Origin of the sequence: Pseudonocardia sp. ICBG1142, from assembly GCF_020496255.1 — a bacterium.
In the GTDB taxonomy this organism is placed as follows: domain Bacteria; phylum Actinomycetota; class Actinomycetes; order Mycobacteriales; family Pseudonocardiaceae; genus Pseudonocardia.
Map to the genome: position 1 here is coordinate 260,014 of NZ_JAHLJC010000004.1, position 13,618 is coordinate 273,631.

13 protein-coding genes are annotated in these 13,618 nt (G+C 73.3%); 4 read left to right on the plus strand and 9 right to left on the minus strand.

The window, feature by feature from the left end; all coding sequences use genetic code 11:
* Positions 1-28: 28 nt before the first annotated feature.
* On the plus strand, positions 29-1,981 hold the full coding sequence (locus KPL59_RS03710) for an MFS transporter (protein ID WP_226359937.1): 1,953 nt from the start codon (positions 29-31) through the stop codon (positions 1,979-1,981).
* Here KPL59_RS03710 and gndA read toward each other — a convergent pair.
* The 3 genes from gndA to KPL59_RS03725 all read right to left on the minus strand — a co-directional run bounded on the left by gndA (position 1,869) and on the right by KPL59_RS03725 (position 4,675).
* Complete coding sequence (gene gndA, locus KPL59_RS03715) at positions 1,869-3,305, minus strand: NADP-dependent phosphogluconate dehydrogenase (RefSeq protein WP_226351851.1); 1,437 nt, start codon at positions 3,303-3,305, stop codon at positions 1,869-1,871. The genes KPL59_RS03710 and gndA overlap by 113 nt on opposite strands.
* A gap of 94 nt (positions 3,306-3,399) precedes the next feature.
* A complete protein-coding gene (locus KPL59_RS03720) occupies positions 3,400-4,275 on the minus strand; it encodes an alpha/beta fold hydrolase (RefSeq protein ID WP_226351852.1) in 876 nt (291 codons plus the stop codon).
* Between the two features lie 223 nt (positions 4,276-4,498).
* The gene (locus KPL59_RS03725; RefSeq protein WP_226359938.1) at positions 4,499-4,675 is read right to left on the minus strand and encodes a hypothetical protein; all 177 of its coding nucleotides are present in this window, start codon (positions 4,673-4,675) and stop codon (positions 4,499-4,501) included.
* 15 nt (positions 4,676-4,690) lie between these two features.
* On the opposite strand from KPL59_RS03725, the gene KPL59_RS03730 reads away from it, so the two are divergent.
* On the plus strand, positions 4,691-6,751 hold the full coding sequence (locus tag KPL59_RS03730; RefSeq protein WP_226359939.1) for a UvrD-helicase domain-containing protein: 2,061 nt from the start codon (positions 4,691-4,693) through the stop codon (positions 6,749-6,751).
* On the opposite strand, the gene KPL59_RS03735 is transcribed toward KPL59_RS03730, so the two are convergent.
* The 4 genes from KPL59_RS03735 to KPL59_RS03750 form a co-directional block, all read right to left on the minus strand.
* Positions 6,748-7,605, minus strand: a complete 858-nt coding sequence (locus tag KPL59_RS03735) for an SCO1664 family protein (protein WP_226351866.1) — start codon at positions 7,603-7,605, stop codon at positions 6,748-6,750. The genes KPL59_RS03730 and KPL59_RS03735 overlap by 4 nt on opposite strands.
* A gap of 50 nt (positions 7,606-7,655) precedes the next feature.
* Positions 7,656-8,240, minus strand: coding sequence for a DUF3090 domain-containing protein (locus KPL59_RS03740; protein WP_020624835.1), 585 nt, complete (start codon positions 8,238-8,240; stop codon positions 7,656-7,658).
* A gap of 96 nt (positions 8,241-8,336) precedes the next feature.
* On the minus strand, positions 8,337-9,050 hold the full coding sequence (locus KPL59_RS03745) for a histidine phosphatase family protein (protein WP_226351854.1): 714 nt from the start codon (positions 9,048-9,050) through the stop codon (positions 8,337-8,339).
* Between the two features lie 30 nt (positions 9,051-9,080).
* Complete coding sequence (locus KPL59_RS03750; RefSeq protein WP_060710947.1) at positions 9,081-9,902, minus strand: undecaprenyl-diphosphate phosphatase; 822 nt, start codon at positions 9,900-9,902, stop codon at positions 9,081-9,083.
* Between the two features lie 168 nt (positions 9,903-10,070).
* Between KPL59_RS03750 and KPL59_RS03755 the strand changes: the two genes are divergently transcribed.
* Positions 10,071-11,018: an aldo/keto reductase gene (locus tag KPL59_RS03755; protein WP_226359940.1), complete on the plus strand. Its 948-nt coding sequence runs from the start codon at positions 10,071-10,073 to the stop codon at positions 11,016-11,018.
* Between the two features lie 104 nt (positions 11,019-11,122).
* Positions 11,123-11,407, plus strand: a complete 285-nt coding sequence (locus KPL59_RS03760) for a DUF5703 family protein (RefSeq protein WP_020624831.1) — start codon at positions 11,123-11,125, stop codon at positions 11,405-11,407.
* A 29-nt stretch (positions 11,408-11,436) separates the two neighbouring features.
* Here the strand turns inward: KPL59_RS03760 and KPL59_RS03765 are convergent, their stop codons facing one another.
* Together KPL59_RS03765 and KPL59_RS03770 are read right to left on the minus strand one after the other, a co-directional pair.
* Positions 11,437-12,207 (minus strand): SDR family oxidoreductase, encoded by a 771-nt coding sequence (locus KPL59_RS03765; protein WP_226359941.1) that lies wholly within the window; start codon positions 12,205-12,207, stop codon positions 11,437-11,439.
* A gap of 51 nt (positions 12,208-12,258) precedes the next feature.
* Positions 12,259-13,590: a M20/M25/M40 family metallo-hydrolase gene (locus tag KPL59_RS03770; RefSeq protein WP_226351856.1), complete on the minus strand. Its 1,332-nt coding sequence runs from the start codon at positions 13,588-13,590 to the stop codon at positions 12,259-12,261.
* Between the last annotated feature and the right edge of the window lie 28 nt (positions 13,591-13,618).

The window sequence follows — 13,618 nt, forward strand, 5'->3', positions numbered from 1 at the left end:
CCCGCGCCGGAGAGTACGGTCATTAGCGATGCTCAACAACACGGGGCCGGTCGACCGGTACAAGTGGGTCGCGCTGTCGAACACCACGATGGGCGTGCTGATCGTGACGATCAACATGTCGATCCTGCTGATCGCACTGCCGGACATCTTCCGCGGCATCGGGATCGATCCGCTGGCGCCGGACGACATCGACTACCTGCTGTGGCTGATCATGGGGTACCTGGTCGTCACGGCGGTGCTGGTGGTCAGCTTCGGCCGGCTCGGCGACATGTACGGCCGCACCCGCATGTACAACCTGGGCTTCGCCGTCTTCACGGTGTTCTCGGTGCTGCTGGCCGCCACCTGGCTCCACGGCGACGCCGGCGCGGTCTGGCTGATCACGATGCGGGTGCTGCAGGGCGTCGGCGGTGCGCTGCTGCTCGCCAACTCCACCGCGATCCTCACTGACGCCTTCCCGGTCCACCAGCGCGGGCTCGCGCTCGGGATCAACTCGGTCGCGGCGATCGCCGGCTCGTTCCTCGGGCTCGTCGTCGGCGGGGTGCTCGCCCCGGTGAACTGGCACCTGGTGTTCCTGGTGTCGGTGCCGGTCGGGGTGTTCGGCACGGTCTGGGCCTACGCCCGGCTCCGCGACACCGGCGCCCGTCGCGCGGCGCGGATCGACTGGTGGGGCAACCTGACGTTCGCGGTCGGGCTCGTCGCCGTCCTGATGGGCATCACCTACGGCATCCAGCCCTACGGCGGCGACGTCATGGGCTGGACCAGCCCGCTCGTCCTCGGCCTGATCGGCGGCGGGATCGCGGTGCTGGCGCTGTTCACCTGGATCGAGCGTCGCGTGGCCGAGCCGATGTTCCACGTCTCGCTGTTCTCGATCCGCGCGTTCACCGCGGGCAACCTCGCGAGCCTGCTGGCCGCGCTCGGCCGCGGCGGGCTGCAGTTCATCCTGATCATCTGGCTCCAGGGCATCTGGCTGCCCGAGCACGGCTTCCCGTTCGAGACGACGCCGCTGTGGGCGGGCATCTACATGGTCCCGCTGACGATCGGGTTCCTCGTCGCCGGACCGGTGTCGGGCGTCCTGTCCGACCGCTACGGCGCCCGTGCCTTCGCCACCGTCGGGATGGTGGGCGCGGCCGCGACGTTCCTCGCGCTGCTGGCACTGCCGGTGGACTTCGACTACCGGGCGTTCGCGGTGCTGCTGGCGCTCAACGGCCTGGCGATGGGCCTGTTCAGCTCCCCGAACCGGGCGGCGATCATGAACTCGCTGCCGGCACACCAGCGCGGTGCCGGGGCCGGGATGACCTCGACGTTCCAGAACGCCGCGACGGTGCTGTCGATCGGGGTGTTCTTCTCCCTGCTGATCGCGGGCCTTCCGAACACCCACCACCGACATGCCCATGTACTCGGCAGCTCGCGCTATACGCATCTAAATCAGTATGAGCTAGTACCGGATACTTTGTCAACAGTCGATGAGCCTGTCGACGACGCTGCCCGCGTCCCTGCACGACGGGCTCATGGCCCAGGGCGTGCCGGAGCTCGCGGCGGACCGGGTCGCGGCGCTGCCGCCGGTCGGGATCCTGTTCGCGGCCCTGCTGGGCTACAACCCGATCGCGACGCTGCTCGGCCCGCAGGTCCTCGGGGCGCTGACGCCCACGCAGTCGGCGTACCTGACCGGACGGCAGTTCTTCCCGCAGCTGATCTCCGGCCCGTTCGCCGACGGGCTGACCCTCGCCCTCGGGTTCGCCGCCGTCGCCTGCCTGGTCGCCGCGGTGGCGAGCGCGCTGCGCGGCGGGAAGTACCACCACGTCGACGACGAGGCCGACGTGGCGGTCCCGGTCCCCGCCCGGAGCTGAGCCCGGGCGGGGACCGCGGGGTCAGCCCGTGGCGACCTCACTGCCGTCCTGGCTCCAGCGGGTGTGGAACGCGCCCTCGGCGTCGGTGCGCGCGTAGGTGTGCGCACCGAAGTAGTCGCGCAGCCCCTGGATGAGGTTGGCGGGGCCGCGCTCGCGCCGGTAGCCGTCGTAGTAGGACAGGCTGGAGGAGAACGCGGGGATCGCGACGCCCTGCTCGGTCGCGGTCACCACGACCCGCCGCCACGCGTCCTGCGCGTTCGCCACGGCCTCGGTGAAGTACGGGACCATCAGCAGGTTGTCCAGGTCCGGGTGCGACTCGTAGGCCTCGGTGATCCGGTTCAGGAACTGGGCCCGGATGATGCAGCCGCCGCGCCAGATCCGAGCCATCGCACCGAGGTCGAGGTCCCAGTCGTTGGCCCGGGAGGCGGCACGCATCTGCGCGAAGCCCTGGGCGTAGGCGACGACCTTGGACGCGTAGAGCGCCTGGCGGATGTCCTCGACGAGCTCCTCGCGGTTCGCGCCCGAGCCCGGGGTCGGGCCGCCGAGCGTGGTCGACGCCTCCTTGCGCTCGTCGCGCAGATTGGACAGCGTCCGCGCGAACACCGCCTCGGTGATGCCGGTCAGCGGCACGCCGAGGTCGAGGGCGTCGATGGCCGTCCAGCGACCGGTGCCCTTCTGCTCGGCCTGGTCGACGATGACGTCGACGAGCGGCTTCCCGGTCTTCTCGTCGGTCTTGGCGAGCACGATGCCGGTGATCTCGATCAGGAACGACTCGAGATCACCGGTGTTCCACTCCTCGAAGATCTTCCCGATCTCCGGCGCGGACAGCCCGGCGACGTGCGTGAGCAGGTCGTAGGCCTCGGCGATGAGCTGGATGTCGGCGTACTCGATGCCGTTGTGCACCATCTTGACGTAGTGCCCGGCGCCGCCGGGGCCGACGTGGGTGCAGCACGGGGTGCCGTCGACGTTCGCGGCGATCGCGGTGAGGATCTCCTCGACCTCGGCGTAGGCCTCCTGTGGGCCGCCGGGCATGATGCTCGGCCCGTTGAGGGCGCCCTCCTCGCCGCCGGACACACCGATGCCCATGAAGCGCAGCCCGCGCTCGGCGCAGTACGCGGCGCGGCGGTCGGTGTCGGGGAAGTGCGAGTTGCCGGCGTCGATGATGATGTCGCCCTTGTCGAGCAGCGGGGCGAGCTCGTCGATGACGGCGTCGACCGGCTTGCCGGCCTTCACCATGACGACGATCTTGCGGGGGGTCTCCAGCGCGTCGACGAACTCCTTCAGCGACTCGGCACCGGTGAAGGCGCCCTCGTCGCCGTAGTCCTTCATGAACTCGGTCGTCTTCGAGGTGGTGCGGTTGTGCACCGCCACCGGGAAGCCGCGGCGGGCCATGTTGCGGGCGAGGTTGGCTCCCATCACCGCCAGCCCGGTGACCCCGATCCGGCTCTTCTCCGCCATCAGTGCTTCCTCCGTGTCGTTGCGACGCCGCTGTACCCGACCCATCCTGGCCCGCGGCTACCGGCCGCGCAGCGAGGGACGGCTGTCCCCTCGGTCACCCTTCCCGGCCGCCGGCGAGGAAGTCCAGGAGCAGCGCGCTCGCGGCCTCCGGCGCCTCCTCCGGGATCCAGTGCCCGCAGCCCTCGACGCGCTCGAAGCGGAAGCCGTCGACGTAGGCCGATGACCCCCGCATCTGCCCCTCGGTGAGCGCGAGGTCGCCGTCGCTCCACACCCCCATCGTCGGCACCGTGATCCGCGGGGGCTCCGGCATGGTGGTGGGCACGAACCTCGCCGGGTCGACGTTGGCGCGGTACCAGTTCAGCGACGCGGTGAGCGCACCCGGCCGGGACAGGTCGGCGACGTGCCGCGCGGCCATCGGGTGCCCGTCGGGCAGCGTCGCGTGCAGCCAGCCGCGCAGGAACTGCCAGTCCTCGGCCGGCATCACCTGCTCGGCGACGCCGGGGAACTGGAACCAGAGCATGTACCAGGACATCGCCTTCTGCCGGAACCCCGCGGTGGCGAACGCGGCGGGATGCCCGACGGAGAACGCGGCGTAGCGGGTCACCCGCGGCGAGGCGAGGGTGACGGCCCAGCCGAGCGAGGCGCCCCAGTCGTGCCCGGCGAGGGCGAACCGGTCGATCCCGAGCGCGTCGGCGACGCCGAGGACGTCGGCGACCAGCGCCCGCATCCGGTAGTGCTCGACCTCGGCGGGCCGGTCGGAGTCGCCGAAACCGCGCAGGTCCGGGACGACGACGCGGTACCCGGCCCCGGCGAGCGCCGCGGCCTGGTGGGCCCACAGGGCGGCCCGGTCCGGCCAGCCGTGCAGCAGCAGGACGGGGCTGCCGACGCCGCCGGTGTCGTGCACGGACAGCGTGATCTCGGGCAGCGTCGTGCCGGGGACGGTGATCCGCCGGGGCTCGGGCAGCGTCATGGCGGTGACCGTAACCCGCCCCGCCGATGGGGTCGGGCTCCCCCGACCGCGCCCGCCGGGGCGGCGCTGACGGCAACCGCAGCGCTGGTACACGACCATCGCGCGAGAAAGGTGCACAGGAGGGCGGAGACGCGCTAACCTATGGGGTGCGCTTCGAATCCGAGAACACATCCGTGCACGTTCACCATAACACGAGGGGCAAGGACACACCAGCCCCCGCCCGTCAAGTCCGCGCTCCCCGTACGAGGCCGAACTCGCCGCCGAGACCGACCGGCTCCGCCGGCTGCACGCCCTGCTCGACGACGAGCTCACCGCGGCCACCGAACGCTCCCGCGGCGCCCAGGCCACCCGGGCCGGCGAGGAGCTCAGCGCCCGTTGGGAACGCGACGTCTCGGTGCACCGCTGGCAGGAGCGGGTGCGTGCGCTCACCGCCGCCCGCTCCGGCCTGTGCTTCGGGCGGCTCGACCACGCCGACGGCGCCGACCCGACCCGGGTCGGCCGGATCGGGCTGACCGACCCCGCCGACGGCGAGAGCGCCCTGGTCGACTGGCGGGCACCCGCCGCGCGGCCGTTCTACTGCGCCACCCCGGTCTCGCCCCTGGGGGTGACCCGGCGCCGGCACTACGAGGTCACGGGCACCGCACCGCACGAGCGGGTCACCGCGTACCACGACGACCTGCTCACCGATGCGGTCCCGGTCGACGCCGACCCCGCGTCGGCGTCGGACCCGGCACTGCTCGCCGCGCTCACCGCGCCGCGCGGGGACCGCATGCGCGACATCGTCACCACGATCCAGTCCGAACAGGACGAGATCATCCGGCTGCCGCTGTCGGGCACCGTCGTGATCGAGGGCGGCCCCGGGACGGGCAAGACGGCCGTCGCGCTGCACCGGATCGCGTACCTGCTCTACACCCACCGCGACCGGCTCGCCCGCAGCGGCGTGCTCGTCGTCGGGCCGAGTGCGGGGTTCGTGCACTACGTCGGCGGCGTACTCCCCGCACTCGGCGAGTCCGCGGTCGTGTTCACCACCCCGGGACGCCTCGCGCACGGCGTCGTCGCGGAGGCGACCGACCCGCCGGAGACGGCCCGGCTCAAGGGCGACCTGGCGATGATCGACGTACTGCGCCGGGCCGTCGACGACCGCCAGGAGCTGCCCGGGCGGCCGATCACGATCGAGATGGACGACGTCACCGTCGAGATCGACACGGCCCTGGCCGCCGAGGCGCGCCGCCGCGCCCGCGCCACCGGCCGTCCGCACAACGAGGCCCGCACGACCTTCCGCGACACCCTGAGGCGGCTGCTCGTCGACCAGGGTCTGGAGCGGCTGGAGGTCGGGCTGGAGGACCCGCCGGAGCTCGCGGAGCTGCTGGCGGGGCTGAACATCCCGGAGATCGAGCCCGCCGGGGCGGCCGAGGTGTCGGCCGAGATGCGCGCCGAGCTGCGCGACGGCGTGCGGACCGACCCGCGGTTCCACGCCGCCGTCGAGTCGCTGTGGCCGGTGCTGACCCCGCAGCGGGCGCTGGCCGAGCTCTACGCCGACCCGGACCGGCTGGCCACCGCGGGCGACGGACGGGACCTGTCCGCGCTGCGCTGCCCGCCGGGGACACCGTGGACGGTGGCCGACGCCCCACTCCTCGACGAGCTCGCCGAGCTGCTCGGCCCGGTACCCGAGGACTCCCCCGCCGCAGCCCCCGAGCCGGACGCCGCCTACGCCGCCGAGGTCCTGACCGTGTTGGACTCCGCGGACCGGACCCTCGCCGGGGAGGACCCCGACGAGCTGCGGCCCACCGACTTCGTGACCGCGGACATGCTGGCGAGCCGGCACGTCGCCGGGGTGCCGATGACGGTGGCCGAGCGCGCGGCGGGCGACCGGGACTGGCGCTACGGGCACCTCGTCGTCGACGAGGCGCAGGAGCTGTCCCCGATGGACTGGCACGTGCTGCTGCGCCGCTGCCCGTCGCGGTCGATCACCGCGGTCGGCGACCTCGCCCAGCGCAGTGCCCCGGCCGGTGCCCGGGCCTGGGACGACGTGCTCGCCCCGCACCTGGCCGGGCGCTGGACGCACCGCACGCTGACGGTGAACTACCGGACGCCGTCGGAGATCATGGACGCCGCCGCGGAGGTGCTGGCGACCTACGCCCCGGACCGTCGCCCGCCGGAGTCGGTGCGCAGCACCGGCGAGCCGCCGTGGACCCGCACCGTCACCGCCGCCGGGCTGGCCGACGCGGTGCACGCCGCCGTCGCCGACGAGCGGGCCCGTGCCGGGCGCGGCACGGTCGCGGTGATCGCCCCGGCCGGGACCGACCTCGGTGCGCAGGACGTGCCGGTGCTCACCCCGGCGGCGTCGAAGGGCCTGGAGTTCGACGCCGTGGTGATCGTCGACCCGGAGCGCATCCGGGCGGCCGACCCGGCGGACCTCTACGTCGCGATGACCCGCGCGACGCAGCGGCTCGGCATCCTGGAGGTGGCGGGCTAGAAGGCGGGCCAGGGGATGGCCGGGCCGTAGCCGTCCGGGCCGGGGAAGCGCGGTTCGGCGAGCAGGTGGTCGATCCGGGAGCGCAGCGCCGCGACCTCGCGGCGGGTGACGTGCTCGCCGAGGACGTCGGCGAACGAGTCCGCCAGCCGGGCGCGCAGCTCCTTGAGGGCGGCCAGGTGCTCCTCGCCGAGCTCGTCGCCGACCCAGCCCCACAGGACGGTGCGCAGCTTCGGCTCGCTGTGCAGGGTGAGGCCGTGGTCCACGCCGTAGACCCCGCCGTCACCGGCGAGGATCACGTGCCCGCCCTTGCGGTCGGCGTTGTTGACGACGACGTCGAACAGCGCCATCGCCCGCAGCTGCGGGTGGTCGGCGTGGACGAGCACGACCGGGTCCCCGGCGCCGTCGCGGGCACGGAGCACGGGCAGCCAGCCGCTCGGGATCTCGTGCGGCTCGCACAGCTCGACCAGCGACTCGGTGGCGAGCTGGATGGTCTCCTCGGTGATGTCGCCGGCCTGCTCGCAGTCCGTGCCGTCGTCCGTGTCGCCGTCCGTGCCGTCGCCGCGGGGCTCGGACAGGGCGCTCTCGTCGCCGGAGGAGACCCATGCCTGCACCATGCCGGTGCCGAACGGGGCCTGCTCGCGCAGCACCGTCGGCGGCACGACGTCGAGCCCGGAGACCTGCGAGACGAGGTACGCGCCGACCTCGCGACCGGCGAGCGTGCCGTCGGGGAAGTCCCACAGCGGACGCTCGCCGCGCACCGGCTTGTACACGCAGCGCAGGTCGACGCCGTCGAGCGAGACGGTGCCGAACAGGGTGGCGTTGGAGGCGTCGACCATCCGGCCGGTGATCTCCATGCGGCCGCGCAGGAGGATCTCCGGGACGGCCGGATCGCGCGGGTCGAGCGTCACTCCGTCCCGGCCACGGGGTTGCGGTCGTGGTAGCCGTTGAGGCGCACGCAGACGTGGCCCTCCGGGTCGAGCGGCTCGGCGCACAGCGGGCACGGCGCTCGGCCGGCGTCGACGACCTTCTCGGCGCGCTCGGCGAAGGACTTCGCCGCGGTCGGGGACAGGAACACGCGCAGCGCGTCCGGGCCCTCCTCGGTGTCGTCGAGGACGACCGACTCGTCGATCTCCTCCTCGGTCACCGCGAGCAGCTCGACGACGATCGAGCTCGAGTCCGCGTCCCAGCCCAGACCCATGGTCCCGACCCGGAACTCCTCCTCCAGCGGGACAGCGAGCGGGTCGTTGTCCGACGAGCCGGTGGCCACCGTCGCGCCGAGGAGGTTGTCCTCGCCGAAGCGCTTGGACACCTCGCCGAGCAGCGCCGTGATGCGTTCGGCCAGCACCGAGACCTGCTGTTTCTCCAGCAGGACGCTGATCGTGCGGCTGCTCTCGATCGCCTGCAGGTAGAAGGCGCGATCGCCGGGCTCGCCGACGGTCCCGGCCACGAAGCGGTCGGGTCGGCGGAAGACGTGGATGACGCGTGCCATGACCCTTCCCAGGGTAGGCGTATCCGGCTCCGGGGGCATCCCCGCGGTCACCCGCGGGTGCCGTCATCGCGGCGATGCGAGGTGGATCACTCCGCCTCAGGCGTTGGTGGATCCCCCGACCACGGCGTCGGAGGCGCTCACCGGCTGCCCCTCGCCGTCGGCCGGCTTCGGCTTCGGCTTGGGGACCAGGCTCGCGACGTCGCCGGACTGCTCGTTCATCCGCGCGACGAACGGCCGCAGCTCGGTGTAGGTGACGACACTCACCGAGCAGGTGTCGACGACGATCCGCTGGAAGTTGTCGAGGTGGGTGGCCAGCGCGTCGGCGAGGACGGCCTTGATCACGTCGCCGTGGCTGCAGGCCAGCAGGATCGCGTCCTCCCCGCGCTCGGCGCGGACCCGGGCGACGTGCCGGCGGATCGCCGCGACCGAGCGGGCCTGCATCCCGGCCAGGGACTCGCCGCCCGGGAAGGTCGCGGCCGACGGGTGCGCCTGGACGACCTTCCAGAGATCCTCCTTCAGCAGGTCGGTGATCTTCTGCCCGGTCCACGTGCCGTAGTCGACCTCGGCCAGGTCGTCCTCGACGACCGGTTCCAGCCCGCGGGCCGCCGCGAGCGGCGCGACGGTCTGGCGGCACCGCTCCATCGGGGAGGTCACGACCGAGGCGATCGGGAGGGCCGCGAGGCGGTCGACGACGGCCGCGGCCTGCTCCCGTCCGCGGTCGTCGAGCTCCACGCCCGGGGTGCGCCCGGCCAGCACGCCCGCGGTGTTCGCAGTGGACCGGCCGTGTCGCAGGAGGATCAAGGTCGTCACGCCGACCGAGGCTACGCGGCGCGGCGCCGGTCAGTACGCGCTGACCGCGCCGAGCGACAGGGCGGCGAGCAGGGCGACACCCAGCGCGATCCGGTAGGCGACGAACACGTAGACGGTGTTGTTCTGCACGAACCGGAGCAGCCAGGCGATCACCGCGTAGCCGACGACGAACGCGACCACCACCGCCACCAGCATCTGCGGTCCGGACGGGCCGTCGCCGGCGAACACGTCGGGCAGGGTGAACAGGCCGGCCCCGAACACCGACGGGATCGCCAGCAGGAACGAGTACCGCGCGATCGCGGGCCGGGTCAGGCCCAGGAACAGGCCGGCGGTGATCGTGCCGCCGGACCGCGAGACACCCGGGATCAGCGCCATGGCCTGGGCGAGACCGAGCAGGACACCGTCCCGCCAGGTGATCTTCTCCATCGGCTTGACCTGCGAGCCGAAGCGCTCGGCCAGCCCGAGCAGGGCACCGAACACGATCAGCATGACCGCGACCAGCCACAGGTTCCGGGCGACGCCCTCGATCTGGTCCTTGAACAGCACCCCCAGCACCGCGATCGGGACCGAGCCGATGATGACCAGCCAGGCCAGCCGGTAGTCGTCGGTGGCGCGGACCTCCGCGTTGCCGAACCCGCGCACCCAGGTGATGAACAGGTGCCAGATGTCCTTGGCGAAGTAGACGATCACCGCTGCCTCGGTGCCGATCTGGGTGACGGCGGTGAACGCCGCGCCCGGGTCCCGGCCGAATCCGACCGCCGAGACGATCCGCAGGTGGGCCGAGGAGGACACCGGGAGGAACTCGGTGAGCCCCTGGACGATCCCGAGGACGACGACCTCGATCCAGCTCACGACCGGCTCCCGTCGCGGCCACGGGCGGTGGTGTCCCGGTCGGGGGTCGTCCGGCCCTGGCGGCTCGGCTCCTGGGTGATCACGGGCCGTCACCGTACTCGCCGAGACGGGCGTCACTCTGCGCGCCCTCACCGGTCCGACGGGCCCGCGCGCCTAGGCTCGGCGACCGTGCAACGCAGACCGGTGGGCAGCAGCGGCCTCGAGGTGTCGCGGGTCGGCCTGGGCACGATGACCTGGGGAGAGGACACCTGCCCCGCCGACGCGGCGGACCAGCTGCGGGCGTTCGTCGACGCCGGCGGGACATTCGTCGAGACCGCCGAGGACTACGGCGGCGGCGCCGCCCAGCAGGTGCTCGGCGGGCTGCTGCGGGGCACCGTGCGTCGCGACGACATCGTCCTCGCCGGGCGCGGCACGGCGACCCCCGACACCGGTGAGCGGGCCTCGCGGACCGCGCTGCTGCGCTCACTGGACCGCACGCTGCGCCGGCTGGGCACCGAGTACCTGGACCTGTGGCAGTTCCCCGGCTGGGATCCCCGGGTGCCGCTGGACGAGACGCTGTCCTCCGTGCAGGTCGCCGTCTACTCCGGACGGGTCCGCTACGCCGGGCTGGTCGCCCCGGCGGGCTGGCAGCTGGCCACGGTCGCGGGCAGCGCCACGGCCGGGCCCGACCCGGCCGTCTGCCGCCCGGTGTCGGCGCAGGTGGAGTACTCGCTGCTCGCCCGGGAGCCGGAGGCCGAGCTCCTGCCCGCCGCCCGGCACCACAGCCTCGGGCTGCTGGCCTGGGCCCCGCTCGGCCGGGGCGTACTGACGGGCAAGTACACCGACGGCACACCGGCGGACTCGCGGGGCGCGAGCGCGCTGCTGGCGTCGTACGTGGAGGCGCGCCGCACCGAGCACTCGGCGCGGATCGTGCAGTCGGTCCTCACCGCCGCCGACGGGCTCGGGACCTCGCCGCTGTCGGTGGCGCTGACCTGGGTGCGGGACCGTCCGGGGGTGGCCTCGGCCGTCGTCGGGGCGCGGGACGCGGCCCAGCTGCGGGCCTCGCTCGCGGCCGAGGACCTGGTGCTGCCCGCCGAGATCCGCACCGCGCTGGACGACGTGAGCGATCCCGTCTGAGCCTCCCCGCCGGCCCTGGTGCCCCTTACAGTGGGAATGCCCGACGCGACACCCACCGTTCACCCGGTGGGCACCGACGAGCACGGCACGACCGGGAGGCACGCATGACCGAGGGCGCTGAGAACGGGTCGGAGGACTCCGCCGCCGGGAATCGGGTGGCCGGGACTCGGGACGGCGACGGCTGGACCGACGACCGGTACGAGTACCGCCCGGTGCGCATCGAGGGGGACGTCTCCCGGCTCACGGCGTCGGTCCGGCTGGCGATCCAGGCCGAGTTCTCCGGCTGGGAGCTGTCCCGGCTGCGTCTCTACCCCGGCGGCGTACGCAAGATCGTGCTGCGACGACGGCTGGGCGCCCAGCAGGGGCTGCTGCCCGAGCCCACCTTCTGACGCCTCCCGCCGCTCACCCGCGGTAGGGGTCAGGCGTCCTGCCAGCCGACCTCCGGCGGTGTGCCGGCCCCGCGCGGGCTGGGCACCCCGCGGAACCCGTAGGGCGCGGGCTCGCGACCGGGCTGGACGTACCAGCACTCCCCCGGCTCACCGCGCTCGATCATCTGCTCGATCGCCGCGGCGACGTCGTCGGCCGTCAGCAGCGGGAAGTCGCCGAACTGGGCGCGGACGTTGCCGATCAGCGGGGTGTCGGCGAACCCGGGGCACACCGCGGTGACCCGGATGCCCTCCCCCGCCAGCGCCGGGCCCGCCGCCCGGACGTAGCCGACGACGGCGTGCTTGGTCGCGGTGTAGAGCGCGTCGCCGGGCAGGCCGATCAGCCCGGCCAGCGACGCGGTCGCCACCACGTGCCCGCCCCCGGCGCGCCGCAGTGCCGGGACGGCCGCGGTGAGCCCGAACACCACGTGGTCGAGGTTCACCCCGAGGATGCGGCGGTAGCCGTCCAGGTCGAGGTCGGTGACGCCGGACTGGCCCGCGGTGACGCCGGCGTTGAGCAGTACGACGTCGAGCCGTCCGAACCGCTCCTCCGCCGCGGCCACCGCGGCGGGCAGCGCCGTCGGGTCGGTGACGTCGGCCGGGAACGCCAGCCCGCCCGCCTTCTCCGCGACGGCCGCGGCGCCGTCGGCGTCCCGGTCGACGACGACCACCTGCGCACCCGCCGCCACCAGCCGGTCCACCGCGGCCGCGCCGATGCCCGACGCGCCCCCGGTGACCAGGGCGACCTTGCCCGAGAGATCCATGCTGCCACCCTGCCACCCGCGGGCCGGGTACGTCACGGCGCCGGGCGGAGGTCAGACGGTCCGCAGGAAGCGGTCGAGCACCCGGGTGCCGAACGTCAGCGCGTCCACCGGCACCCGCTCGTCGATGCCGTGGAACAGCGACGCAAAGTCCAGCTCCGGGGGCAGCCGCAGCGGCGCGAAGCCGTAGCACTTCATGCCCAGCGTCGAGAACGCCTTCGCGTCGGTTCCCCCGGACAGCATGTAGGGGACGATCTCGGCGGTCGGGTCCTCGGTGCGCAGCGCGGCCTGCATCGCGTCGGTCAGCGCGCCCTCGAACGGCGTCTCGACGGCGGGCAGGTCGGTGACCCACTCGCGCTCGACGTCCGGTCCGAGCAGCTCGTCGACCTCGCGCAGGAACGCCTCCTCGCGGCCCGGCAGCACCCGGCAGTCGACGACCGCCTCCGCCGTCGACGGGATGACGTTGGCCTTGTACCCGGCGCTGAGCATCGTCGGGTTCGCGGTGTCCCGGACGGTCGCGCCGATGATCCGCGAGATCGGCCCGAGCTTGGCCAGGGCACCCTCGAGGTCGTCCTCCGGGTACTCGACGCCGGTCAGCTCGGTCATCCGGTCCAGGAACGCCCGCACCGTGTCGGTGATCGTGAGTGGGAACGTGTGGTTCCCCAGCCGGGCGACGGCCTCGGCGAGGATGGTGACGGCGTTGTCGTCGTGCAGGAACGAGCCGTGGCCGGGCTTGCCCTTGGCCCGCAGCCGCATCCAGGCGATGCCCTTCTCCGCGGCCTCGATCAGGTACGCCCGCTGGTCCTCACCGAGGGTCAGGGAGAACCCGCCGACCTCACCGACGGCCTCGGTGCATCCTTCGAACAGCTCCGGCCGGTTCTCCACCAGCCACTGCGCGCCCCACTTCCCGCCGGCCTCCTCGTCGGCGACGAAGGCCCACACGATGTCCCGCGGCGGGACGACGCCCTCACGCTTGAAGCGGCGGGCGACCGCCAGCATCATCGCGTCCATGTCCTTCATGTCGACGGCGCCGCGGCCCCAGACGTAGCCGTCCTGGACCGCGCCGGAGAACGGGTGCACCGACCACTCGCTGGCGTCCGCGGGGACGACGTCGAGGTGGCCGTGCATCAGCAGCGCGCCGCGGGTGCGGTCGGCACCCTCCAGCCGGGCGATCACGTTCATCCGCTTCGGCATGCCGGACTCGACGAGCTCGACGTCGTAGCCGACCTCGCGCAGTTTGTCCGCCACGTAGTCGGCGGCCTCGGCCTCACCGGCCAGGGTCTCGGGGTCGCCGGTGTTGGTCGTGTCGATCCGGATCAGCTCCGAACACAGCTGCACGACCTCGTCCTCGGCGCTGGTCGGGTGGTCGTTCGCTGGAGCGGTCATGGGCGTCGTTCTACCACCGGCGGCCCGT